The following is a 24586-nucleotide window of genomic DNA, read 5'->3' on the forward strand; positions in this document are numbered from 1 at the left end:
TCTTCGATAATGTTACGCCACTGCTCAAGGCTACGTGTTTTTCTCATGGCTATCTCCTAATTGAAATTCAGAAATAGCTTAATCGGTTTGACGAATTACTGGCAGGTGCACTTTGCTAGACGCTTACCTTCAGTCGCAGAGTATTTTGAGTTTATTCTGGGGTTATCTAAGAGCGAGAATTACTTAAATATACTTGACTTAAGTGGTCTTCCTGCCGAAGTAAGAGCCGTGTGTGTTGGTGTAATTTCAAGGTTATGTTTTGATTTTAAATATTGGGATTTAGATCCTGAAAGTATTCCTCTTAACTTGGTTTTAGAAGAAGCCCATACATATATACCAGAAGAAAGTGATTCTAAATTCAATATAGCAAAAGAGCGTGTTGAAAGAATAGCAAAAGAAGGAAGGAAATACGGAATTGGTTTAACTGTAGTAACACAGCGCCCCTCAAATGTCTCTACAACAGTTTTATCTCAATGCGGCACTTATATAGCCCTTAGACTAACCAATGATCTAGATCAGAATAAGATTAAGAGGCTACTACCTGATACCTTAGCTGGACAAGTTGACTTCTTACCAAGTCTTCGCGACGGTGAAGCATTTGTTTCTGGGGATTCAATAAATCTTCCGAGAAAAGTTCAATTTAAAGTACCAAGCCCTATGCCTAGAAGTAATGATGTTAGGTATCACATATCTTGGAAATCAGGAAAGCCTTCAAGTTACTCATTAAAATCATTGGTTGATTCATGGCATAAACGAGATAAGTCTAAATGAAAATAGATGCTATAAAGTTAAGTGGTTGGCGTTCATATGATTTAGATGGAATCCATATTGAGGGCTTAAAGTCTATAAACCTAATTATTGGGCCTAATAACTCTGGAAAATCTAATTTATCAAAGTACTTTAATTATTTAAAAGGCATAGCAGGTCAAGAACTACCAAATGGGGAAGTAATTTCAGTTGCCGCGGAGCTCAATGAAAGCCATACATGGGGATGGGAGAAGAGCATAATAAAATGTGAGGTTTCACTTTCACATGATAATAGCTTGTCAGAAGATCATAAGGTTGGCTATAAAGCCAATGAGCATCAAATAGCCTTAGACTGTACTCATGATGTTAAATCTGACTCATCAATTTTAAATTTAAAGATCAATAATAATAAGCTCTTTGATGACAGAGGGCAAATACTTGAATCATTGGATAATTGTAAGCGAGTCGATCCAACTGATTCTATAAATGGTTATTGCGATCTAAAACATTATTGGAAATGCTTTTTAGATTCATTAGTGTTTGTTGATCCTATTCGTCATCACTCACGCCAGTCAGATAATGTACAAGATTATTATTTTGATGGTGCGGAAATTATCCAAGAACTAGACAAATTAAGGCGTGATAAGGCAACTCCCTCAAATTGGGCTGATTATAAATCTCAAGTAAAGCAATGGCTAACTGACATTCTCTCTGAAAAAGTAATTAATATTGAAGTGGTAGAAGATGATTTAAGTCTTGAATTTGAATCAGGTTTATCGTTTTCGTTAGAGCAATTAGGCACAGGTGTTTCTCAAATTGTAATGTTATTATCACACCTTTGGATTAACAGAGATATGAATTTAAATGTTTTTCTGGAAGAACCTGAAGCAAATCTTCATCCTGAGGCTGTCATCAAACTTGTTAATATATTTGAAAAAAACTTAAAAAATCATAAGTTTTTTATCACTACACATTCCCCATCGCTTATTGATTGCCTCAATGAAAATTGGGCTGTTTATAGGACTTTAAAATCTGATGAAGGTGCAAGTCAAATTACACCTAATGATAATGTAATAAAATACTATGAGACATTAGATTCTCTGGGAGTTAAAGCTTCTCAAATTCTTCAAGCCAATACAGTGTTATGGGTAGAGGGGCCGAGTGATAGGATTTATCTTAAAAAGTGGATTGATATTTTTTCAAACGAAGAACTTAAAGAGGGTAAAGATTATTCATTTTTATACTTTGGAGGAACGAATTTAGCTTCTTTTACTGTTTTGGAAGATATCGATCCAAGCCTAATAAATATGTTAAGTACTAGCAGAAAAGCTTATTTAATCACAGATTCAGATTGTTCTTCACAAACCGAACTAGATAATGAAGGTTTTAAACGCTATTTAGAATCTATGTTAGAGAGGGTTAACAAAGCAGATGCAGGGTGCATAGGAACAGAGTCATCTTTGGATAATTACTTTAAAGTTTGGATTACCGGAGGACGAGAGATTGAAAACTACTTATGCAAAGATCTTCTATTTGATATTTTAATTGCCAAAGGCTTTAAGCGGGATGTAGTAGGTAAAAAAGATTGTCGCAAACTGTTGGAGTTAAAGGCAGCAAACTCCTCTGACTTTATTTTTAACCAATTTGATTCATTTGATAAAGCAATTGCAAATTGCTATCAATTTGCTGATAAATCACCATTAGATGAAAGCACACTTAATAATATCGCTTTGAGTTACGCAGGGAAAAAAGTATCGATTGCTAAAGCAGTTTCTGAAAAATTAACTAAACTTCATTGCACCCCCTATGATTTACAAGAGCAGATAACAAACTTAGTAAAGTTTATCCGTGCATAACTCTTGTCAGTGACCTATTAATAGCTGGCATTTTTTTTACTCCGTATATTGATATGCTGATTAAGCTTATGATAAATAACCAACTAACGTTAATACATATTAACGTTAATTTACTTTCTGCACATGACTTAAGTTTTTTTACTATTGATAGCTTTAAACACTGAGTAGCTGACGGCTAATACTAGGCAGATGGTCGCTGGGATAAAGAGTGCGTTAAATTTATAAAAATGGAATGAATAGGCTCCTAACGTGCCGCCGAAAATAAACCCTGAGATGATCAGTAGGAATAATCGAGCTTTTCGGCTATCAAATGATTCGCCTCTTAATTTTGCACCAAGCATTAACCCTAGATCAGTAAATATGCCGGTAACATGAGTGGTACGAATAACTGCGCCGCTATAAGTTGTGGCTAATGCATTTTGTAACCCACATGCTGCTGATGCTAGGTAGTGGCCGATCATTGAACTATCAGATAGAAAATACACTGAACCGGCCAGTAATAGTGCTTCAAATAATAGTAAGCCGCTGTAGTTATGGCTGAGTTTAAGTGCGCCACTTGGTAAAAATGCGCCTGATAATGCTGCACCGATAATAAAGCTAAGCAAAATAAAGATTAAATGTAAGGTGTCAGCCACATTAGTGATAACAAAGCTGGTGCCAAGTTGAGTTGCGGTGCCAGATAGGTGCGAAATTGATTGATGTTTGAAGCCTAATAACCCAATCGAATTGACAAGCCCTGCAACCAGAGCAAGTAAAAAAGATCCAGCCTCTACCCAACGAGGTAATTTTGAAATCACAGTTAATAGTTATATTAAAATGAGTGTATAAATAACCTATCAGTTCGTTATTTATTACACAACCTGAATCTAATTTTTGCGTCCATTCAATTCGTATTCAACGGCTTTTTATTCAAGGATTGCGCGCTTTTTGCAAGTGCCAAAAACGCCTGTTCCGCTATTGGTTTTGAAAGTAAATAACCTACGTCCATTTTTTGTGTCTGTTGTTTTATAGTGAAGTACCGCTATTTTTTAATCCTTTAAAATTTAAATAATATTATTACCTTGTTCGGGATCACGAGATTCATCGGCTTGTTCGCGAATATCATCAGTATCACTGCTTACATCGTCAATACCGTGTTCATGCTGTGTTGTTGCACGTTTTTTAATGTGGGGTTTCGTGTTTGTGGTTTCTGTTGCCGCTGTTTTAGGTGCTATTGCTGGGGGGTAAATATCTTCACCTTGGCTATTAAGCAGTACGCGTTCTCTGGCATCGTCAGGCATGCTTATTTGATGTTGAGTAAAGTTATTGATTAATTCTCGCATGAGTTGTGAAGCTACTTTTACAACACTATGTTGTTCGCTATTGACCCAAAAGTACACGGTAAAGTTGATGGTGGCTGAGCCTAAGTTATCAACTAATACTTGAGGGGGTGGATCGCTAAGCACTGCGGTTTGCTCTGATATTGTGCTAATAGCAAGGCTTTGTGCGGTGCGAATATCATTATCGTAGCCAATTCCTATTGAGAAATGACCTCGCATTTTGGGGTTTGCTGTTAAGTTTTTAATAACATTTTTATAAACGCTCGCGTTAGGTATTTGTATATGGTTACCATCAAAATCAACAAGGGTTGTTGCACGCGCAGTTACTTTTTTTACAACACCTAGGCGACCGTCTACCTCAATAACGTCGTCTATTTTAAAAGGGCGTTGTACGCTTAGTAACATGCTTGAAATAAAGTTTTCGGCGATATCCTTAAATGCAAACCCTAAAATTAAACCGAGAAGGCCTGTTCCGCTCATTACCGCGACGGCAAATTGAGTTAAACCAGCGAGCCTTAAAAATAAATAAATGCCAAATAATATGATTAAAGTACTAATGAACCGTCTTGTGACTACATGCAACAAGCGGCTTTCACTTACGTACCCTAAAGGCTTAAGTAATAAGTAAGATAAGGGCTTTGCTAAAAAATAACAGCTTACGATCGCAAGTATACCCAATATGAGTGCGGGTAACATTTGCGCCGTAGTCTGTAAAAAGTGCGTTATTTGCTCGCTGAACCCTTGGGCTGTGAACTGCCAAGGCTGCTCTACTTTCAGCTTGGTTGAGTCCTTCTCTATTAACTTAACAAACTGATTTATAAATATAAAAAAATTATTCATTGATACAAATCCCTTGCGGTGGCAGGTCTGATTGTTGATGTGTAAGTGCAAATAATAGACCATAATTTAATGGCAAGTTTGTTGCAGGTTAAACGTATTAACTTTAACCACAATTTAAAATGTGATGAGGTATAAAATGCATACTGCGAAAAATAAAAGAGGTCATCAAGCTCGTACGCCTACCTCTATACCTATACTTGGTTGGTGGGACATTACTAAGCGAGTTTATGTTAGTTTGTCACAAGATAATTTATCGTTTGTGGCTGCGGGGGTCGCATTTTATGCGTTGTTGGCTATTTTTCCTGCGATTGCTGCGTTGGTATCTGTTTATGCTTACTTTTCATCACCAGCTGAAATATCAGCACATTTAAGCCAATTTATCACATTGTTACCGCCTAGTAGTCGTGACATTGTGCTTGAACAAGTGACTGCAGTGAGTCAAAAGTCGCATACCACTTTAAGTATAAGCGCCATAGGTACTTTATTGCTTGCTATATGGAGTAGCAGTAAAGGCTGCCAAGCATTAATTACGGCATGTAATATTACTTACCATGAGCATAATAAACGGGCGTTTTTTCAAGCATTGATTGTACGGTTTATATTTTCGGTGGGTGCGATTATGGTTGCAGTCATCGCGCTGCTCATTATCGGTATTTTACCTATAGCACTTAATTTGGTTGGGTTAACTCAACAGGTCGATATTGTCATTCAATTAGTCTCATGGCCATTATTGGCGCTTGTTTTTAATTTTGCATTGGCATGCTTGTATCGTTATGCGCCCCATAGAAAAGCGGCTAAATGGCGCTGGGTAACACCGGGTTCTTTAATTGCGATGGTGTTGTGGATAGTGGCTTCGTTGGGATTTTCGTTTTATGTTGCTAAATTTGCTTCGTATAACGAAACTTATGGTTCATTGGGGGGCGTTGTGATCATGCTAATGTGGTTGTACATCAGTGCTTATATTATCATTTTTGGTGCAGCTATCAATGCATGCGCAGAGCAGCAAACAATGTTTGATAGCACTATTGGCCCCGCTAAAGATGTGGGTGAACGGGGCGCTTTTGTGGCTGACAGACTAACCACCTTACAAAAGAAAAATAGGGTTGATTAGGGCGTGTTGACCTTTGTGGATTGAAATTTGTTCAACCTAGGGGCGATTTAATCGCGGCGCGAGGTTTGTAACCTAGCGGGCTAAGTAAAAACCGAGTAACAAAGAGTCAATCACCCCTAGGAAGAACCCTTTGGGCAGCGCATGTTTGGTATTTATACTGCGTTATCACCTATTTATGGGGAACAACCACACGACATAGGCTCTGCCTTGCCTAAATACCAAACATACTGCTGCAAAATCAATCACGAAAGGTCAACACGCCCTAATCACTTGTTTTTGAATTATTGAGTAGGGCGATAAATTCTGGCTCAGGTAATGGTTTTGAAAATAAGTATCCTTGGCCATAGTCGCAGCCAAGTTCCATTAATAGGTGGCGTTGTTCGGTTGTTTCAATCCCTTCGGCGATCACTTTTAAACCAAACTGGTGCGCCATCGTTATTATGGCCTTACATAGCGCGAGCTCTTGGTTATTAGCATGAATGTTATCAACAAAGCATTTGTCTATTTTTAGGTAATCGGCGTCCATTTGCTGTAAATAAGCAAGGGATGAGTAACCAGTACCAAAATCATCTAAAGCAAGCTCCATACCTGAACGCACTAGCGATTTGAGCCTTTGTTGGGTTAAATGCTCTGGCGTGATCATTAGTCCTTCGGTGATCTCTGCCACAATGGCGCTAGGTGGTAAATTAGCTGCTTCAAGTAGCGCAGGCCATTGATCAATACCACTATCAAGGCAGCTAAATTGTACGGGTGAGACGTTAATACTTAACTGAAAATTAGGGTCTATTTTTTCGCGTAATATATTGAGTGTTTGTAATGCTCTAGTGAAAACAAATTGTCCCAGAGGATTAATATAGCGAGACTCTTCAGCAAGAGGTATAAATTGTGCGGGGCTAATAATTCCTTGTCTTGGGTGTAACCAGCGGATCAAGGCTTCAGCTTTGTGGATCGTCCCAGAATCAAGATCAACAATAGGTTGATAATAAAGATCAAATTGTTGCTTCTCAAGGCCTCTGCGAATGTTTTTTAGTAAATTCATTCTAGCTTGTGCTTGCTCACGTAAATTTAAGTTAAAAAACGCAAAGCAGTTTCGGCCATTTTGCTTGGCTTGATACATAGCTTGATCGGCTGCTTTTAACAGCAGTTCAGAAGTGTCACCATCAGTTGGAGCAATTGCAATACCGATACTGGCTGCTATATACACTTCTTCATTCTCTAAATGGAATGGTTTTGACATCGCTTTGAGCACATCATTGGCGACCTTTTTAATATGAGCATCGCTTACTAATTTGGTATGCACCATAACAAACTCATCACCACCAATGCGGGCAATAAAGTCAAGATCAGCTATCGCATATTGTAGCCGAGTAGCAATGAGCTTAAGTAACTCATCACCATAGTAATGGCCTAAAGTATCATTTATATCTTTAAAGTGATCGAGATCTAGTAACATTAACACTAGCGGCTCTGTGGGATTGCAATGTGTACTGAGGCGTAAATTTAGTCGTTCTTTTAACTCAATTCTATTTGGCAGGTTGGTTAAATGATCAAAGTGAGTTTGGTGCCAAATTAAATCATCCGCAGCTTTTTTCTCGGTAAGATCAGTAAAAATAGCAACACGGCGCTGGGGTTGGTGATATTCATCGTATACGGTATCGATAGTAAGCCATTCGGTGAACAATTCGCCATGTTTACGTCGATTAATTACTTCACCTTGCCAGCGTCCTGTTTCTTGTATTTCCTGCCACATTGCATAATAAAACGCTTTTGTGTGTTTTCCTGAGCTTAAGATTGCGGTGGTTTTGCCCAGTACTTCTTCTTTACGGTACTCGGTTACCTTACAAAAAGCGGGATTTACATCTAAAATCATGCCGTTTGGATCAGTGATCGCCATGCCTTCACTGCTGTTTGAATAAACAAGTGAGGCGAGGTGAGAGGCTTTTGCAGCTTGTTTTTGTTCACTAATATCTTGTAAAACTATAGTGTATTCATTGCTGTTTTGTTTTGCGCTAATACGCACCGCAAAAATATGCTCTGCAGTGGTGTTATTTTCGGTTAACTCAAAATAGGTGGTTTCATTTTTTGCAGGTAAATTTTTAAGTAATTGCTTACTTTTTTCTTCGTCTAAAATATCGCGTAAATGCAGTTTAGAACGAGTAAAAACTGGGGGGGTGAGCTGTGATATTTGGCCACCTAAATTAAGTACTTCACCATGAACGTTTACCCTAATATAAATGTCGGGCAAAGCGTTTAATAAGCTACTTAGTTCATCATGCTGGCGTTTTACATTAGCTTCTGCGTTTAGGCGCGTTTGTGCCATTTCTTCAAAGTGTGTGTATAACGTGTTTAGCTCAGGGCTGTTTAGGCTAAATTGCTTTGGTAATTGTCCAGATGCCAGTTCTTTAATCGCCGTAGTTAGGCGGGCAATGGGTGTTAATACTGATTGCTTTAATCGTATATGGGCAAATATGCACAATATAAAAATCATGAAAATAAAAGCAAAAATAGTATTTAAAAATAGATGATTGGCTTCTTTTATTGCATTGTTAAAGGGGATCGCAACATACACATTTAAGGTGTTTTTCACTTCATCTTGGTACATTACTTGACTATGTAAAACATGGTTTACACCTTTAAAATCAACAATGTTGTTTACTGCTGGTTGCTCAATACTAAAACCATAATGACTAACATTTGCGCCAAATAAACTAGGATCATTGGGATAATTGGCAATAATTCGGCCATGGCTATCCGTGATGACTGCAATTGCATTGGGTGGTAAGTGGAAGTTTGCGAGTTTTTGGCTCCACCAATCTAATGTTATTACTGTAACAACAGCGCCATATGGTGTTTGTTTATCATCTAAAAGTGGGTAAGCAAAGTTTACAGTTAATGTATCTAAGCTACGATCTTTTTGAAAAAAACCAATCGCAAAATTTTTAGTTTCTAGCGCATTTTGAAAGTATTCACGATCAGCAATGTTGATCTCTTCCTTAACGCCTTTTAATAAACATTGTGGATCACCTTTTAAGTTAGTAATACCAATATTCGCAATTTCAGGCTTAAGTGCTTGGACTTTTGTTAAGTAATACGGGCATTCGGATATAAGCGGTGAGCTAAAATCTTTTAAGCTGGCTAATTGTGTTGTGAATATTTCAATTTCGTTAAGTATCTCAGTCTGTTGGGTGGCAAGTTGTTCAGCAATAGCTAATGCCTGAAAGCGACTCTCCTGTAGTGCAGTTTCCTTTGCATGCCAAAGGCTAAACAGCATCACGACAATACCAGGCAAGCTTAACAATATAAACAAACGGTAAAGGCGATGTTTTAATGACGACGAAAAAATGATGATACTCTTCTAACTTTGCACTCAATTCAAAATTGTAGCCAATAATGTAAAAAATAACCACGTATAATATAAGGTTAAGTGAATATTCATTTAAAACGAATGATTGATGTTACTTTATATAATACAATGTTACTAATTTTGGTGCATCAAAGCCCTTTAAATAATGATAAGTTATTGTTGAATTTAAATAATCGTATAGTTGATGTGTTATTACCCATTTTATAATTAAGTAATATCATTGATTGAAATTCAATAAGGTATTTTGATGGCGCGTACTTTATTATAGTAAACGCAGTAGCCACGTTAGTTTACTTATTTTGCTAGCGGTACTTTTGTGCTTCTCACTAGATTTAAGGGCTTGATACCCAGCACCAGCTGTAAATGCACTTCCAATACCTACATTGCTTACTAAAAATCGCTTTAGTCGGTAGTTAAATGCTTGCTGATGTTGCTTTTTCAAGCCATCGAGAGCATCCATTTTTTGACTTAAATGGGTGACTTTACGGTTCGGCTTTTGAATGAAGTAATCAATGATCATAACAAGCTCCAAGAAATTTATTACTTATTTGATGTTAAGCAGCTGTTTGATACTACGTGCTGTTTTGTCAAATCCAATTTTTTCACTAATGTAGCCAATATTTTTCCACAGCCATGCTAAACACAGTAACTGTAAAACAATTAAACAAGCCGCGCTGAGCCAAATAGATTGACTGAATGCAAAAATAGCGAGCCCGATTGTTGCCAATAAACCAGCCCACAGTAATACTAAGCCTCCAGCAAAGCTAACCAATAAAATAATGGTCAACGCTAATGAGCGTGTAGATAGTCGCCATTCTGCACTTGCTAGCTCTTTGCACGTACCAGCTTGTTGGCGATAGTCCTGATAAATTTGCTCACCATACTGCGAAAGTTTAACAAGGTGATCTTGCCACTGATCAGCGCTTTTAGCGGCTGGATCAGTGGCACGATGCTGCTTATTTACCGTATCGGTATCTTGGTCCATAACGGCTACTTACGACGAATTAGCGCGGTTACTAACATACCAGCAGCAAATGCAATACCTGCTGTCGCTAACGGGTTTTCAGACGCTAACTTGCGTGTTTTACCACTGTATTCAGTGATCTTATCTTGCGCTAGTTTTTGCTTTTCAGATAAAGTTTCTGCTGAAGTAGATGCGCCTTTGCGAATGTTTAATTCTGCAGCAGCTGCTTTTGAAGACAATGTATCAACAGCTTGATGAGCTGCTGACGTTGCTTTCTCTGTTAATGGTGCTTCAGGCACTGCTGAGTTTACAGTTGCTTTACTATTGGTTGCCGTTGTTGAGTTAGTTGCTGATGTAGTCATCATTATTCCTTAATAAATTAATCGTGCTATAGAATAAGCAAGCTTTAGACCAGCCATATTATTTTTATATTATTATTTAAAATCAGTGTATTACGGTTTTCGTTCAGACAAATACATAATATTTAAAATTATGAGTGAGTAACAGTTTCACTGTAATGGTAAATTTTACAAAGTGATTACAAATGCAGACATTCACAACTTCAGTGAGAGAATAATGTTGATTTGTTTAAACTTTAATCGAAACAATTAAAGCATGAGGGATTAAGAAGGGAAATATTTGTAATTATTCATAGATTATTCAGTCTACATCAGCGGTGAAAAGTTTACTGAATTTGATGATCAAATTTATTTTTTTATTGTTCTCCACATTTTCCCACGTAATTCAGTAGCTTTGCGCGAGCCCTTATTTTTTCTGGCTTTAACAGTCAATTATAGGATTTTGCTGACTTGACAAAACTCCTTGTCAAGCCCTAAACTGGAGCACTGTGGTAAAAAGTGGTTTTTAGTGGATCAAATTGGATCAAAGTAATCGAAATCGGTTAATTATAAATTATTAGAATAGGTTTTATATGTTTCGCGGTGCGAGTTCACTGAGTTTGGATGACAAAGGACGATTTGCGGTACCTACTAAATACCGAGACTCGTTATTGTCTGAAGATCAGGGGACTGTGATCTGTACTGTGGCATTGAATGAGCCCTGCTTATGGTTGTATCCATTAGCACAGTGGCAAGATATCGAAGATCGATTAGCTAAAATTTCCAATATGAATCCACGTGCACGACGCATGCAACGAATGTTGTTAGGTAATGCAACTGAGTACCAACTAGATAAAAATGGCCGAATACTATTGGCACCGTCGTTACGGTCTCATGCAGATTTAGGCAAAAAAATCATGTTGGTCGGTTTGATGAATAAATTTGAGATCTGGGATGAAGAGCGTTGGCATGAGCAAATGCGCCAAGACACCGAAATAGAGCGACTCGGTGATTTTGAATCAACCCCTGATTTAGATAATTTCTCGCTCTGATCACACAATAAAAAAGGCAAAAAATAGCTAATGACAGCGCAATTTGAACACATTTCCGTATTAATGGACGAAACCATCGAGGGTCTAGCAATTAAGCCAGACGGTATTTATATGGATGGTACATTTGGCCGCGGCGGACATTCTGGACAAATCTTGGCGCGCCTTGGTGAGACTGGCCGACTGCAGGCAATTGATCAAGATCCACAAGCGATCAAATCAGCAGAAAAATTTGCAGATGATAAGCGCTTTGCCATTGCTCACACCCGATTCTCTAAGTTATACGAAGTAGCGGAGCAAAACGATCTCATTGGTAAAGTTGATGGTATTTTATTAGACATCGGCGTGTCATCTCCGCAACTTGATGATGCTGAGCGTGGCTTTAGCTTTATGAAAGATGGTCCTTTAGATATGCGAATGGATCCTACCTCAGGTCGCAGCGCAGCACAGTGGTTAGCTGAGGCAGAATTAGACGACATTACTCATGTGATAAAAAAGCTGGGCGAAGAGAAATTTGGTAAACGCATAGCACACAAAATACTTGAAACACGTGAACACACACCGATTACGACGACTAAGCAGTTAGCTGATTTAGTTGATGAGGCAGTGCCTGTAAAAGATAAGTTTAAACATCCCGCTACGCGTACTTTCCAAGCAATTCGAATTTACATCAATAGTGAATTGGAAGAAATTCAAACAGCATTACAGTCTGCGGTTAAAGTGCTTAAACCGGGTGGACGTTTAGTGGTTATTTCATTTCATTCTTTAGAAGATCGTATTGTAAAACAATTTATTAGAAAACAGAGTAAGGGAGAAGCATTACCTAGAGGTCTGCCTTTAACAGACGCACAAATAAATAAAAACCTGACGTTAAAAGCAGTAGGTAAGGCGATAAAACCAAGTGCGGCTGAAGTTGAACGTAATACACGCTCACGCAGCTCAGTACTTAGGGTGGCACAGAGATTGGGATGAAGGCTAAAGCGAATCATCGACAACCCAACTTATTTTTAGAAATAATCAAAGGCCTAGGAGCGAATAAGCTAACCTCGGCCTTGTTGGTTTTGATATTCGCTTCAAGTTTGAGCGTCGTACAAAGCACTTATTTAGCACGCCAAGAACTGATTAAACAAGATCAGCTCTTGCAGGAACGAGATGAGCTTGATTTAGAGTGGCGTTATCTATTAGTTGAAGAAGAGTTTTATTCACAGCATGTGCGCATTGAAGAAATTGCCACAATGCAATTAGAAATGAAACGGCCAACCAGCCAAGATGAACAGGTGATTATACTGCCATGAGAAATAGAGGAAAAAAACCAGCGAATACATTGAGCACATGGCGTTTTATGCTGGTGTGCTCTGTGGTGCTGTTGGTATTTGTAACCTTAGTTTCTCGTGCTGCGTATCTACAAGTTATTGAGCCAGACAAAGCTCGCTCTGAGAGCAACAAACGAACTGTGCGTGTTGAGAAGTTACATGTACAGCGAGGCATGATTTTTGACCGCCATGGTAAAGAACTTGCTGTGAGTGTACCTGTTGTGAGTGTATACGCAGATCCTAAAGCATTACATAAATCTTTGGTTGCAAAAGTACTTAAACAAGCTAAAAAAGAGGGTGAAGATCACAAAGCCCTTGCTAAGAACAAACCGTTACTACAACAGCGAGTCGCGCTTTATTATAAAAACGATTTACGATGGCGTGAGCTTGCAGATGTTTTACGTATTGAGCCGAAAAAAATAACAAGCCGATTACGTGATGATGCAACTCGGCGTTTTGTTTATTTAAAACGCCAAGTAACGCCAGCGGTTGCAAATTACATTGGTGACTTACGCTTGCCAGGTATTCATTTATTAGATGAATCAAAACGCTATTACCCTGCAGGTGAAGTAACCGCCCATGTTTTAGGCTTTACTAACATTGATGGTAAAGGCATTGAAGGTATTGAAAAACTTTATGAAAATGCGCTGACTGGCGAAGAAGGCCGCCGGACTATTCGTAAAGATGCTCAAGGACGTGAAGTAGAAGTGCTTGATGAGCGTGAGCGCGTTGAGCCTGAAAATATCCAATTAAGTATTGATCAGCGTATTCAAGCTATTGCCTACAAAGCCCTTAAGTCAGCGGTATTGACATACAAAGCGAGCTCAGGCTCAGCGATGGTGGTAGATGTTAAAACCGGCGAAGTATTAGCGATGGTTAACAGCCCGTCTTTTAACCCAAACAACCTTAATGATGCCGCCCCTCATAAACGCCGTAATCGTGCTATTACAGATTTGTTCGAACCAGGCTCAACCGTTAAGCCTCTAGCCATTTTGGCTGGATTAGACTACGGCACAATTCAAGCTGGTGATAAAGTTGATACTTTTCCAGGTTGGATGCGATTGGGAGGTAGCTTAGTTACAGATACCCGTAATCATGGCGAAATGAGCCTGCGAGAGGTCTTAAAGTACTCCAGTAATATGGGCGTGACAAAAATTAGCCAAGAACTACCGAAAGACTACTTTGTTGGTTTATATCAAAAAGTGGGTTTTGGGACTGATTCGGGCACTGGGATGGTTGGTGAAAGCAGCGGTTTATTTTATCCAAATCGTCGCTGGTCTGATCATGAAATTGCAGCATTATCATTTGGTTATAATATTGCTGTTAGTACGGCTCAAATGGCACGCTTTTATGCAATGTTAGGTGCTGGTGGTGTGAATCGACCGCTCACCGTTTTAAAGCAAGACTCAGTTCCTGAGGGTGAGCGTGTATTTCAACAACAAGATGTTGAAGCCGTTGTGAATATGATGGAAAGCGTTTTTGAAGAGGGCGGAACCGCCAGCCGTATTAAAGTAGATGGTTATCGTGCAGCGGGTAAAACGGGTACTTCTAAAAAAGCCGCTGCAGGTGGTTATGGTGACGAATATGTTGGCTATTTTGCAGGCATAGCACCGGCGAGTAATCCGCGTTTAGCTGTGGTGGTAATGATCAATGAGCCCGGTGGAGATGTTTATTATGGTGGTGCGACAGCAGGCCCTGCATTTGCAGAAATTATCTCTAACGCGTTAAGAATTTTAAACGTGGCTCCCGATAAAGGCTCGGTTGCTTACGTCAAAGGCAAAGATGATGATGCGTGATTTACAAACAATTTTAAAGCACTTAGAGATAGCGGCCAGTAGCTTATTAGTGAACGAGTTACGCTTGGACAGCCGAGATGTAGAGCCAGGTGATGTATTTGTTGCAATTAAAGGCCATGAATTAGATGGTGGTCAGTTTATACAAAAAGCAATTGAAAATGGTGCGGCAGCAGTTATAGCGGATCGCTTGTGTGAATTTGAGAGTGACTTTGAGCCGTTGTACTTGGTCTCTGATTTAGATAAAAAATTACCAGCATTAGCGAGTCATTTTTACCAGCGGCCAAGTAAGCAGCTTGAGTTAATTGGTGTAACAGGTACAAACGGGAAGTCGACGACTACAGCAATGATTGCTCACTTAGCTAATTATTGCGATACCGCGTCGGCGATTATTGGCACTTTGGGTTATGGCCAACCTGAACAGCTAACGCCACTGATTAATACCACGCCATCGTGTGTTGATTTACAGAGAATTTTATCTGAACTTATTACACAGAAAAACACGTTAGTTGCCATGGAAGTATCATCGCATGGTTTAGTACAGCAGCGTGTTGCAAAAACAACATTTAAAGCTGCGGTATTTACTAATTTGTCACGTGATCACTTAGATTACCATGGTGATATGGCAAGCTACGCTGCTGCAAAGCTAATGCTTTTACGTGATTTTAACGCGCAGTTAGTGGTACTCAATCAAGATGATAGTCAGGTTCAAAATTGGCTAAAGGAATACGATTTTACCAACCTAGTATGTTATGGGCGAAAAGGGCTTGTTCCTACAGGTGCTAAATATGTGTACTTTACTGATGTTAGTTACCATAAAGAAGGTATTTCAGCTACATTAACAACAAGTTGGGGTAATATCTCAATTAATAGCCCGCTCTTTGGTGAATTTAACTTATATAATTTAGCGGCCGCGATTGCGACGCTGCTAGGTTTAGGGTATCCGCTGGATAGACTTGCTGCTGGGTGTGTAAGTTTACAGCCTGTTGCTGGGCGTATGCAGGCGTTTAGTGCACCTAACCAACCAACCTGTATTGTTGATTATGCACATACACCAGATGCATTAGCTCTTGCACTACAAGCATTACAACAACATGTTCCGGGTGGTGTGAGCTGCGTTTTTGGTTGTGGTGGTGACCGAGATAAAGGTAAGCGCCCTATGATGGCCCACGCGGCAGAGCAACATGCTAATAAGGTTATTGTGACCAGTGATAACCCACGCAGCGAAGATCCGTGGCAGATCATTAACGATGTAGCAGTAGGGTTTACACAGGGCAAGGCTATTCATTTAGAAGCTGATCGCGCGGCAGCTATTGCTTATGCGATTGATAATGCACAGCCAAGTGAAGTGATCTTGATTGCAGGTAAGGGGCATGAAGACTATCAAATTGTCGGTACTCAGCGCCTTGATTTTTGTGATCGTAAGTTTGTACAACAACATCTAAAAGAACAACAACGAAGAGGATCGCAGTTATGATCCCTATGGATTTTGATTGGCTAGCAAATGTGCTGGCAACCGATTACCAAGGTGGTAATCAAACGATTATAAATATTAACACGGATACCCGCACAGTATGTGATGGTGAGGTGTTTTTAGCATTAAAAGGGCCTAATTTCGATGGCCATAAATTTATTCAGCAAGCAAAAGAAAAAGGCGCTATCGCAGCTATTGTCGATCATGCTATTGAATGTGATTTGCCTCAGTTTGTAGTGGCAGATACACGAATTGCTTTGGGTGAAATTGGCTCAGCGGTAATGGCTAGCGTTGCACCAAAAACAATTGCAATTACAGGCAGTGTTGGCAAAACTACTGTAAAAGAAATGTGTGCTGCTATTTTAGCCTCTCATGGTGACGTGCTTGCAACAAAAGGTAATTTTAACAACGATATTGGCGTACCTCTGACTTTATTACGTTTGGAGCCTCATCATCAATACGCCGTTATTGAGCTTGGCGCCAATCACATCGGTGAGATTGCCTATACTGCGGCGATGACTAAACCGGATGTGGCTGTGGTGTGTAATGTGGCTGCTGCACATATTGAAGGGTTTGGTTCATTGGAGGGCGTTGCCACTGCCAAAGGTGAAATTTACGATGGTTTGAAAGAGCACGGCGTAGCCATTGTTAATTGCGACAGTGAATTTAGTGACCGTTGGCTTAATAAATTACAAGGACGCAATATTAAGTGCTTTTCAAGCAGTGAAAAGCTGGATATCTGGGCTGAGGATATCAGCTTAGATGAGCAGGCTCACGCCTCTTTCTTTATTTGCACTAAAGAAAAACGAGTACCAGTAAGGCTTGCTTTACCTGGGCGACATAACGTTGCAAACGCATTGATTGCTACAGCACTTACCAGTGAGTTTGGAGTTAGCTTTGAAAATATTGCAGCTGCGCTTGGCTCAATGGGAGAAGTTAAAGGGCGTGTCAATATCATAAAAGTTAGCGATACATTAACCGTCATTGATGACACGTACAATGCGAATGTGCAATCGGTAAAAGCAGCAATCGATTTATTGAGCGATATACAAGGTCAACGTATTTTAGCATTTGGTGATATGGGTGAGCTTGGTGAAGACGCTCGTATGTATCATCAACAAGTCGGCGAGTATGCTAAGCAAAAAGGTATTGATGAACTCTATACTCTTGGTGTACTGAGCAAATATGCGAGTGATGAATTTGAAAAACCGAATCGTCATTTTTCAAGCCGTGATCAACTCCTACTACAATTGCAAGCTGGCTTAGCTAACACATCACAAAAAACCACCATAGTCGTAAAAGGATCGCGCAGTTCTCGAATGGAATTACTTGTACAAGATTTAGTTAATAGCCAGCAAAGTGGCCACAATGGAGTATCTGAATGTTAGTTTGGCTGGCAGAGTATTTAACCCAATATTACAGTGCATTTAATGTATTTTCATACCTTACTGTACGCGCTGTATTTGGTATTTTAACGGCGTTATTAATCTCATTATATTTTGGTCCTAAACTGATCCGCGCTTTGCAAAGAATGCAAATAGGCCAAGTTGTCAGAAATGACGGCCCAGAGTCGCATTTATCTAAAAAGGGCACACCTACAATGGGTGGCCTATTAATTTTAGCGTCTATTTTTACCAGTACATTATTATGGGCAGATTTAGCCAATAAGTATGTGTGGGCTACATTATTTGTGATTGGTTCGTTGGGTCTGGTGGGTTTTGTTGATGATTATCGTAAAGTGATCCGCAAAGATCCAAAAGGCTTGATCGCCAGATGGAAATACTTTTGGCAGTCAGTAATTGCATTGGTGGTTGCTTGCGCTTTATTTTTTACAGCAAATCATGCAAATGAAACATCGTTAGTTGTGCCATTTTTTAAAGATGTATTACCGCAACTGGGTTTGTTTTACATCGTAATGACGTATTTTGTCGTTGTTGGAACATCTAATGCGGTAAACCTTACCGATGGTTTAGATGGTTTAGCGATTGTACCAACAATTTTAGTGGCTGCGGCATTGGCAATCATTGCTTATTTAACCGGTAACGTAAACTTCTCAGCTTATTTACACATTCCACACTTACCATTAGCCAGTGAGTTAGTTGTGGTATGTACTGCGATCGTCGGGGCAGGGCTTGGTTTTTTATGGTTTAACACTTATCCAGCGCAAGTATTTATGGGTGATGTAGGATCTCTTGCTTTAGGTGGAGCGCTGGGAATTATTGCGGTATTAGTCCGTCAAGAATTGGTATTAGTGATAATGGGCGGAGTATTTGTAATGGAAGCCTTGTCGGTTATTTTGCAAGTTGGTTCCTATAAGTTACGTGGCCAGCGGATTTTTAGAATGGCGCCAATCCATCATCACTATGAATTAAAAGGGTGGCCAGAGCCTCGTGTTATCGTACGTTTTTGGATTATTTCGATCGTGCTCGTGTTAGCGGGTCTAGTTACATTAAAGATTAGGTAAATGACGTATTTAAACGAGATAAAAAACAAACATATAACAGTGCTCGGACTCGGTGTTACCGGTCTGGGCATTGTGCGTTTTTTAATGTCTCATGCTTTTACTCCTTATATTGTTGATAGTCGCAGTTGTCCACCTGGCGCTGATTGGCTTAAACAGCATGCGCCTAATTTAGAAACTCACTTTGGTGACTTGGCAACTGCAAATCTAAACAGCACTGATATAATCATCATTAGCCCTGGTTTGAGTTTGACGACACCCGCAGTTGTCGCCGCAATGGCTGCGGGCGTAGAAGTGATTGGTGATGTTGAACTGTTTGCCCGCTTAAATACAAAACCCGTTGTAGCGGTGACAGGCTCTAATGGTAAATCAACCGTTGTTACCTTGGCTTATGAAGTGCTTAAAGCTGCAGGGTACAAAGTTGGTTTAGGTGGAAATATTGGAACTGCCGTACTGGATTTACTCAGTGCTGACTTTGATGTGTATGTATTAGAGCTATCGAGTTTTCAACTAGACACTACACACAGTTTAAAATCAACGAGTGCAACAGTACTGAATATATCTGAAGATCACCTAGATCGTTATGCTGATTATCACGCTTATATTGACTCAAAACTAACAATTTACCGACATACAGAACTTGCAGTGGTAAATGCTGCTGATAGTGCAACACATACCACACAGCAACCACAGTTGAGTTTTGGCATTAGTGATGCTGATTACTCGATTACCTACAAAGACGGTTGCGCCCAGTTTAGTGCAATGCAGCAAGCGTTATTACCTGTAGATAGTTTAAAGGTAGTTGGGCGTCATAATCACTTAAATGCTTTATCAGTAATGGCATTATTGAGCCCATTTTCGATTAGTAAAACTGCCTACCATGAAGCTTTTAGCCAATTTAATGGCTTGGCTCATCGCTGCCAATTTGTAGCAGAACTTGCAGGAGTTAAATATTTTAATGACTCTAAAGCAACGAACGTCGGTGCAACTATCGCAGCAATAGATAGTTTATCAGATCAAGCTAAGCAGCTAATTGTGATTGCTGGAGGGGATGCTAAAGGCGCAGATCTCAATAGCTTAAAACCGTATTTACAAGCGCAAGTAAAAGCGCTTATTTGTTTTGGTAAAGATGCCAATGCACTAGCAGCGCTAACAAACAAAAGCCATTTAACGCAAAATATGGAACAAGCAGTTGAGCTTGCTAAGCAACTTGCTGTTGCCCAAGACATTGTGTTACTTGCCCCAGCCTGTGCCAGCATTGATATGTACAATAATTACATGCAACGCGGCGATCATTTTAGCGAATGTGTAAAGCGGGTGTCGCTATGACAACATTTGCTGATATTCGTGATGCATTAACCCCCAAGCAATCAGCACAGTTGTATGATGCTCCACTGTTGTATTGTGTGATTATGTTAATTGGTTTGGGCTTTGTCATGGTTACAAGTGCTTCAATGCCTGCCGCTGAGCGACTATTTGACAATCCGTATCATATTATTATTCGCCATAGTATGTTTTTAGCTATGGGTCTAGCGCTCTTTTGGATTACGTGTTGTGTGCCTATGACATGGTGGAAACGCTCTAACCCATACTTACTATTATTGGGTATGGTGTTATTGATTGTGGTGCTGATTGTTGGGCGAGAAGTAAATGGCGCCAAACGATGGATCCCTATTGGGCCAGTGGGTTTTCAAGTTGCTGAAGCTGCAAAGTTGTACTTTTTTAGCTATATAGCGGGTTATTTAGTGCGTAAACGCGCTGAAGTACAAGAGAACATCAAAGGTTTTGCTAAACCTATTGCAGTGTTTGCTGTGTATGCCGCATTAATTTTATTACAGCCAGATCTCGGGACTGTGGTGGTGATGTTTGTTACCACCGTTGGCTTATTATTTTTAGCTGGCGCTAAGCTATGGCAGTTTTTCGCACTGATTTTAACTGGTATTGGTTTAGTCGTGCTGTTGATCATTGTAGAGCCATATAGGATGGCGCGAGTGGTTGGCTTTTTAGAACCATGGGACGATCCGTTTGGTAAAGGCTATCAGTTGGTGCAATCGCTAATGGCATATGGTCAAGGTGGTTGGTTTGGTCAAGGGTTAGGTAATAGCGTTCAAAAGTTGCAGTATTTACCTGAGGCACATAATGACTTTATTTTTGCAGTGATTGGCGAAGAGCTCGGTTTTGTTGGTGTATTAAGTATTTTATTGGTGTTCGGCACCTTGGTATTTAGAGCATTATTAATTGGTCAACAAGCATTAAAATGTGGCAAAGAATACGAAGGCTACTTTGCGTTTGCGATTGGTATTTGGTTTGCGTTTCAAACCATGGTAAATGTCGGCGCAAGTGCGGGTATTTTACCAACCAAAGGACTCACTTTACCGTTTGTTTCTTATGGCGGCTCTAGTTTATTAATTATGACAATCGCAGCGGGAATTCTATTGCGAGTAGATTTTGAAACAAAAATGGCAACCAAACAAGCAACATCCCGAGGAGGTAAACGATGAGTAAAAAATTAGTAGTCGTTGCTGGTGGTACGGGAGGGCATATATTCCCAGGGATTGCTGTGGCTGATTACCTTAAACAGCAAGGCTGGCAAGTAAGCTGGATTGGTACCGCTGATCGTATGGAAGCGCAAGTAGTCCCTAAGCACAATATTGATATTGATTTTATAAATGTCAAAGGCGTACGTGGCAATGGCTTCGCACGGTTAATTAAAGCGCCTTTTATGGTTATTAATGCCATTTTACAAGCGCGCAAAGTGCTGAAAAAACAGCGCCCTGATGTTGTGTTAGCAATGGGGGGGTATGTAACAGGACCGACCGGTATTGCGGCAAAAAGTTTAGGTATTCCGCTGGTGATCCATGAGCAAAATGCGGTGGCCGGAATGAGTAATAAGTGGCTAGCAAAATTTGCGAATAAGGTGTTGGCTGCCTTTCCGAGCGCGTTTGCTAAAGGTGCATGTGAAGTGGTGGGTAACCCAGTACGCGAAAGCGTTGCTCATGTACCAGTTCGCAATGCTAGCAATCCAATCAATATGCTGGTGGTAGGGGGATCATTAGGTGCTCAGGTACTTAACATCACACTACCAACAACGTTTGCGCAGCTTACTAGTGTATGTGAAATAAATGTTTGGCATCAAACTGGGAAAGGGCATTTAGGCGCTGTGAGTGAAGCATACACAGAGCAAAAAATGAGTACCGAGCAAGTTAAAGTTGCTGAATTTATAGATGATATGGATGCTGCTTATAGTTGGGCTGATATTGTTATTTGTCGTGCTGGTGCGTTAACTGTAAGCGAGATAGCTGCCGCAGGTAAAATGGCGGTGTTTGTGCCTTATCCTCATGCGGTGGATGATCACCAAACCGCAAATGCAAAATTTTTAGTTGAAGGCAATGCGGCATTACTCATGCCGCAGGGGCAGTTTAATCAACAGGCACTTGCCTTGTTATTGAGCCCGTATTTAAATGAGCCTGAGTTAATTAATGAAATGGCAAGCCGCGCTAAAGGTCTTGCTGTGCTAAATGCGACGGCGCAGGTTGCCAAACATTGTGAGCAAGTAACAAATAAAAAGAGAACTGTGTGAACGAATTTAATAAATCGACAAACGTCGCTCAAAAAACTAATCGTCCAGCCATGAGACGAATAGATACTATTCACTTTATAGGCATTGGTGGCGCGGGCATGGGTGGTATTGCTGAAGTGCTTGCATTTGAAGGATACCGAATTACGGGCTCTGATATTGCGCACAGTGCGATGACTGAGCGCTTAATTAAAGTTGGCGCCGAAGTATTTATAGGTCATCACGAGAATAATATAAAAGATGCCAATGTGGTTGTTGTTTCAAGTGCGATTGACGAAACAAACCCAGAAATAATAGCGGCCAAAGCGGCGCGTATACCTGTTGTACGTCGCGCTGAAATGCTCGCTGAGCTTATGCGTTTTCGCCATGGTATTGCCATCGCTGGTACGCATGGTAAAACGACAACAACGAGTTTAATCGCCAGTATATATGGCCAAGCAGGGCTTGATCCAACGTTTATTATTGGTGGCTTGCTTAACAGTGCTGGTAGCAATGCTAAAGTGGGGAAAAGTGATTTTTTAATCGCTGAAGCGGATGAAAGTGACGCATCATTTTTACATTTACAGCCAATGGTTTCAGTGATCACAAATATAGAAGAAGATCACATGGATACCTACGGTGGTAGTTTGGAAAAAATGAAAGACACCTATGTCGATTTCATTCATAACTTACCATTTTATGGTCTTGCCGTTGTCTGTATTGATTCTGAAGTGGCTGCTGAGCTGATACCGCGCTTTGGTCGCCCTGTGATCACCTATGGTGAGGCTGCTGATGCTGATTACCGTATGACTGACTTTAGCCAAACAGCAAATACAAGTCAGTTTAAAGTGCGTAATAAGCAAGGCGATGAGCTGAGCGTGAAGTTAAATATGCCAGGCAAACATAACGCACTTAATGCAACGGCCGCTATTGCAGTATCAAAAGATCAAAAGATAGCCGATCACGCAATTTTAGAAGCTTTACAACAGTTTGAAGGCATCGGACGTCGTTTTCAGCACTATGGCGAGTTTGAAAATGAGCGTGGTAATGTGATGCTGGTAGACGATTATGGTCATCATCCATCTGAAGTGGCCGCCACTATTGCCGCAGTACGAGAAGGTTGGCCTGATAAACGCCTAGTCATGATTTATCAGCCACATCGCTTTTCGCGTACGCGTGATTTGTATGAAGACTTTGTTAAAGTATTGGCTGATGTTGATCAGCTTCTACTCTTAGATGTATATAGCGCTGGCGAAGAGGCGATTATAGGTGCTGACAGTAAAAGCCTTTGTCGTAGTTTGCGCCAAAGAGGCAAAGAGCCATTGCATATTGCTAGCAGCTCGGAGTTAGCGGGTGTATTAGCAAACATATTACAAGATAATGACTTAGTATTGACGCAAGGCGCTGGTAATATTGGCCAATTAGTAAAAACACTCGCAGCAACATCGTTGTCGATAGAGCAATTGAAACAGGTAAAAGTATGACGCAATTAAATACGCAATTTGGCAAAGTTGCCGTGTTGTTAGGTGGTCACTCAGCAGAGCGCGAAGTATCACTAAAATCAGGGCAGGCTGTATTGAACGCATTACAAAATGCGGGCGTTGATGCTATTGCGTTTGACCCAAAAGAGCAGCCTTTGTGGCAATTAAAAGAATTAGGTATTGAACGTGTATTTATTGCTCTACATGGCCGCGGTGGTGAAGACGGCACTATTCAAGGCGCGCTTGAATTTATGGGGTTGCCATATACAGGCAGTAACGTATTAGGATCAGCGTTGGCAATGGATAAAATCCGCTGTAAGCACTTATTTAAATCAGCGGGCTTAAGCACAGCACCTTACGCGGTGGTTGATAGCAAACATGGCTTTGATACAACCGCGATAATGAATGAGCTAAAAAAAGTAATGGTTAAACCATCACATGAAGGTTCTAGTATTGGTATGGCGCAAGCAAACAATGCACAAGAACTGGATGCTGCTTTAGCTGAGGCATTTAAATTCGATAGCCAAGTATTAGTAGAGCAATGGATAACAGGGCGTGAATTTACCATTACAGTATTGGGTGATGACGTACAGCCGGTAATTGAAATGACCACACCAAATGGCTTTTATGATTATCAAGCAAAGTATCAATCAAATACGACGCAATATCACTGTCCGGCAGATTTATCTGCTAGTGATACTGAGCATTTACAGGCAATGGCACTTGCTGCATTTGAATTAGTGGGCGCCAGTGGCTGGGGGCGTGTTGATGCCATGCAAGATGCGGATGGTAATTTTTACCTATTAGAAGTGAATACAGTGCCCGGAATGACTGAGAAATCATTGGTGCCAATGGCGGCTAAAGCAAACGGCGCAAGCTTTGAGCAATTAGTTGTTCGCATTTTGGAGCAAACGCTTTAA

21 protein-coding genes are annotated in these 24586 nt (G+C 40.2%); 15 read left to right on the forward strand and 6 right to left on the reverse strand.

Annotated features, from left to right (window positions below):
- Positions 1-60 precede the first annotated feature (60 nt).
- Together A7967_RS19735 and A7967_RS19740 are read left to right on the forward strand one after the other, a co-directional pair.
- Positions 61-771: an ATP-binding protein gene (locus tag A7967_RS19735; RefSeq protein ID WP_064436019.1), complete on the forward strand. Its 711-nt coding sequence runs from the start codon at positions 61-63 to the stop codon at positions 769-771.
- The gene (locus A7967_RS19740) at positions 768-2603 is read left to right on the forward strand and encodes an AAA family ATPase (RefSeq protein ID WP_064436020.1); all 1836 of its coding nucleotides are present in this window, start codon (positions 768-770) and stop codon (positions 2601-2603) included. Before A7967_RS19735 ends, A7967_RS19740 begins: the two co-directional genes overlap by 4 nt.
- A gap of 128 nt (positions 2604-2731) precedes the next feature.
- Here the strand turns inward: A7967_RS19740 and A7967_RS19745 are convergent, their stop codons facing one another.
- Positions 2732-3400, reverse strand: a complete 669-nt coding sequence (locus tag A7967_RS19745) for a YoaK family protein (protein ID WP_064436021.1) — start codon at positions 3398-3400, stop codon at positions 2732-2734.
- Between the two features lie 246 nt (positions 3401-3646).
- Complete coding sequence (locus tag A7967_RS19750; protein WP_082916352.1) at positions 3647-4762, reverse strand: mechanosensitive ion channel family protein; 1116 nt, start codon at positions 4760-4762, stop codon at positions 3647-3649.
- A gap of 136 nt (positions 4763-4898) precedes the next feature.
- Between A7967_RS19750 and A7967_RS19755 the strand changes: the two genes are divergently transcribed.
- Positions 4899-5873 (forward strand): YihY/virulence factor BrkB family protein, encoded by a 975-nt coding sequence (locus A7967_RS19755; protein WP_054206650.1) that lies wholly within the window; start codon positions 4899-4901, stop codon positions 5871-5873.
- A gap of 262 nt (positions 5874-6135) precedes the next feature.
- Here A7967_RS19755 and A7967_RS19760 read toward each other — a convergent pair whose 3' ends face one another.
- From A7967_RS19760 to A7967_RS19775, 4 genes are all read right to left on the reverse strand, one after another.
- Positions 6136-9144 carry a bifunctional diguanylate cyclase/phosphodiesterase gene (locus A7967_RS19760; protein ID WP_209438568.1) on the reverse strand — a complete coding sequence of 1003 codons (3009 nt, stop codon included), beginning with the start codon at positions 9142-9144 and terminating at the stop codon, positions 6136-6138.
- A 355-nt stretch (positions 9145-9499) separates the two neighbouring features.
- Positions 9500-9757 carry a hypothetical protein gene (locus A7967_RS19765; protein WP_054206648.1) on the reverse strand — a complete coding sequence of 86 codons (258 nt, stop codon included), beginning with the start codon at positions 9755-9757 and terminating at the stop codon, positions 9500-9502.
- Between the two features lie 24 nt (positions 9758-9781).
- Positions 9782-10222 (reverse strand): phage holin family protein, encoded by a 441-nt coding sequence (locus tag A7967_RS19770; protein ID WP_064436022.1) that lies wholly within the window; start codon positions 10220-10222, stop codon positions 9782-9784.
- Positions 10223-10227: 5 nt separating this feature from the next.
- The gene (locus A7967_RS19775) at positions 10228-10566 is read right to left on the reverse strand and encodes a hypothetical protein (RefSeq protein ID WP_054206646.1); all 339 of its coding nucleotides are present in this window, start codon (positions 10564-10566) and stop codon (positions 10228-10230) included.
- Between the two features lie 566 nt (positions 10567-11132).
- Between A7967_RS19775 and mraZ the strand changes: the two genes are divergently transcribed.
- Genes mraZ through A7967_RS19835 form a run of 12 tightly spaced genes read left to right on the forward strand, consistent with a single transcriptional unit; the run spans position 11133 to position 24586 of the window.
- Positions 11133-11591 (forward strand): division/cell wall cluster transcriptional repressor MraZ, encoded by a 459-nt coding sequence (mraZ, locus tag A7967_RS19780; protein ID WP_054206645.1) that lies wholly within the window; start codon positions 11133-11135, stop codon positions 11589-11591.
- A gap of 30 nt (positions 11592-11621) precedes the next feature.
- Positions 11622-12560, forward strand: a complete 939-nt coding sequence (gene rsmH / locus A7967_RS19785) for a 16S rRNA (cytosine(1402)-N(4))-methyltransferase RsmH (protein WP_054206644.1) — start codon at positions 11622-11624, stop codon at positions 12558-12560.
- On the forward strand, positions 12557-12883 hold the full coding sequence (gene ftsL / locus A7967_RS19790; protein WP_054206643.1) for a cell division protein FtsL: 327 nt from the start codon (positions 12557-12559) through the stop codon (positions 12881-12883). The genes rsmH and ftsL overlap by 4 nt, the downstream gene beginning before the upstream one ends.
- Positions 12880-14697 carry a penicillin-binding transpeptidase domain-containing protein gene (locus tag A7967_RS19795; protein WP_054206642.1) on the forward strand — a complete coding sequence of 606 codons (1818 nt, stop codon included), beginning with the start codon at positions 12880-12882 and terminating at the stop codon, positions 14695-14697. The genes ftsL and A7967_RS19795 overlap by 4 nt, the downstream gene beginning before the upstream one ends.
- A complete protein-coding gene (gene murE / locus A7967_RS19800) occupies positions 14690-16171 on the forward strand; it encodes a UDP-N-acetylmuramoyl-L-alanyl-D-glutamate--2,6-diaminopimelate ligase (RefSeq protein ID WP_064436032.1) in 1482 nt (493 codons plus the stop codon). The genes A7967_RS19795 and murE overlap by 8 nt, the downstream gene beginning before the upstream one ends.
- Positions 16168-17556 carry a UDP-N-acetylmuramoyl-tripeptide--D-alanyl-D-alanine ligase gene (locus A7967_RS19805; protein WP_064436023.1) on the forward strand — a complete coding sequence of 463 codons (1389 nt, stop codon included), beginning with the start codon at positions 16168-16170 and terminating at the stop codon, positions 17554-17556. The genes murE and A7967_RS19805 overlap by 4 nt, the downstream gene beginning before the upstream one ends.
- Entirely contained in the window at positions 17550-18632 is a 1083-nt protein-coding gene (gene mraY / locus A7967_RS19810) for a phospho-N-acetylmuramoyl-pentapeptide-transferase (protein ID WP_054206640.1), read from the forward strand. Before A7967_RS19805 ends, mraY begins: the two co-directional genes overlap by 7 nt.
- A complete protein-coding gene (gene murD, locus A7967_RS19815) occupies positions 18633-19958 on the forward strand; it encodes a UDP-N-acetylmuramoyl-L-alanine--D-glutamate ligase (RefSeq protein ID WP_064436024.1) in 1326 nt (441 codons plus the stop codon).
- The gene (gene ftsW, locus A7967_RS19820; protein WP_054206638.1) at positions 19955-21130 is read left to right on the forward strand and encodes a cell division protein FtsW; all 1176 of its coding nucleotides are present in this window, start codon (positions 19955-19957) and stop codon (positions 21128-21130) included. The genes murD and ftsW overlap by 4 nt, the downstream gene beginning before the upstream one ends.
- A complete protein-coding gene (gene murG / locus A7967_RS19825; protein WP_054452715.1) occupies positions 21127-22209 on the forward strand; it encodes an undecaprenyldiphospho-muramoylpentapeptide beta-N-acetylglucosaminyltransferase in 1083 nt (360 codons plus the stop codon). The genes ftsW and murG overlap by 4 nt, the downstream gene beginning before the upstream one ends.
- A gap of 50 nt (positions 22210-22259) precedes the next feature.
- On the forward strand, positions 22260-23669 hold the full coding sequence (gene murC / locus A7967_RS19830) for a UDP-N-acetylmuramate--L-alanine ligase (RefSeq protein ID WP_054452929.1): 1410 nt from the start codon (positions 22260-22262) through the stop codon (positions 23667-23669).
- Positions 23666-24586, forward strand: a complete 921-nt coding sequence (locus A7967_RS19835) for a D-alanine--D-alanine ligase (protein WP_054206636.1) — start codon at positions 23666-23668, stop codon at positions 24584-24586. Before murC ends, A7967_RS19835 begins: the two co-directional genes overlap by 4 nt.

The sequence above is a fragment of the Pseudoalteromonas neustonica genome (assembly GCF_001653135.1).
Taxonomy (GTDB): domain Bacteria; phylum Pseudomonadota; class Gammaproteobacteria; order Enterobacterales; family Alteromonadaceae; genus Pseudoalteromonas; species Pseudoalteromonas neustonica.

Excerpts from the sequence above, each read along its gene's own strand:
- murC (WP_054452929.1), top strand. The coding sequence starts at position 22,260 with ATGAGACGAATAGATACTATTCACTTTATAGGCATTGGTGGCGCGGGC.
- A7967_RS19765 (WP_054206648.1), bottom strand. The coding sequence starts at position 9,757 with ATGATCATTGATTACTTCATTCAAAAGCCGAACCGTAAAGTCACCCAT.
- murE (WP_064436032.1), top strand. The coding sequence starts at position 14,690 with ATGCGTGATTTACAAACAATTTTAAAGCACTTAGAGATAGCGGCCAGT.
- rsmH (WP_054206644.1), top strand. The coding sequence starts at position 11,622 with ATGACAGCGCAATTTGAACACATTTCCGTATTAATGGACGAAACCATC.
- ftsL (WP_054206643.1), top strand. The coding sequence starts at position 12,557 with ATGAAGGCTAAAGCGAATCATCGACAACCCAACTTATTTTTAGAAATA.
- A7967_RS19750 (WP_082916352.1), bottom strand. The coding sequence starts at position 4,762 with ATGAATAATTTTTTTATATTTATAAATCAGTTTGTTAAGTTAATAGAG.
- murD (WP_064436024.1), top strand. The coding sequence starts at position 18,633 with ATGACGTATTTAAACGAGATAAAAAACAAACATATAACAGTGCTCGGA.
- A7967_RS19835 (WP_054206636.1), top strand. The coding sequence starts at position 23,666 with ATGACGCAATTAAATACGCAATTTGGCAAAGTTGCCGTGTTGTTAGGT.
- A7967_RS19775 (WP_054206646.1), bottom strand. The coding sequence starts at position 10,566 with ATGATGACTACATCAGCAACTAACTCAACAACGGCAACCAATAGTAAA.
- A7967_RS19740 (WP_064436020.1), top strand. The coding sequence starts at position 768 with ATGAAAATAGATGCTATAAAGTTAAGTGGTTGGCGTTCATATGATTTA.
- ftsW (WP_054206638.1), top strand. The coding sequence starts at position 19,955 with ATGACAACATTTGCTGATATTCGTGATGCATTAACCCCCAAGCAATCA.
- A7967_RS19770 (WP_064436022.1), bottom strand. The coding sequence starts at position 10,222 with ATGGACCAAGATACCGATACGGTAAATAAGCAGCATCGTGCCACTGAT.
- mraZ (WP_054206645.1), top strand. The coding sequence starts at position 11,133 with ATGTTTCGCGGTGCGAGTTCACTGAGTTTGGATGACAAAGGACGATTT.
- A7967_RS19755 (WP_054206650.1), top strand. The coding sequence starts at position 4,899 with ATGCATACTGCGAAAAATAAAAGAGGTCATCAAGCTCGTACGCCTACC.
- A7967_RS19805 (WP_064436023.1), top strand. The coding sequence starts at position 16,168 with ATGATCCCTATGGATTTTGATTGGCTAGCAAATGTGCTGGCAACCGAT.
- murG (WP_054452715.1), top strand. The coding sequence starts at position 21,127 with ATGAGTAAAAAATTAGTAGTCGTTGCTGGTGGTACGGGAGGGCATATA.
- mraY (WP_054206640.1), top strand. The coding sequence starts at position 17,550 with ATGTTAGTTTGGCTGGCAGAGTATTTAACCCAATATTACAGTGCATTT.
- A7967_RS19795 (WP_054206642.1), top strand. The coding sequence starts at position 12,880 with ATGAGAAATAGAGGAAAAAAACCAGCGAATACATTGAGCACATGGCGT.
- A7967_RS19760 (WP_209438568.1), bottom strand. The coding sequence starts at position 9,144 with ATGCTGTTTAGCCTTTGGCATGCAAAGGAAACTGCACTACAGGAGAGT.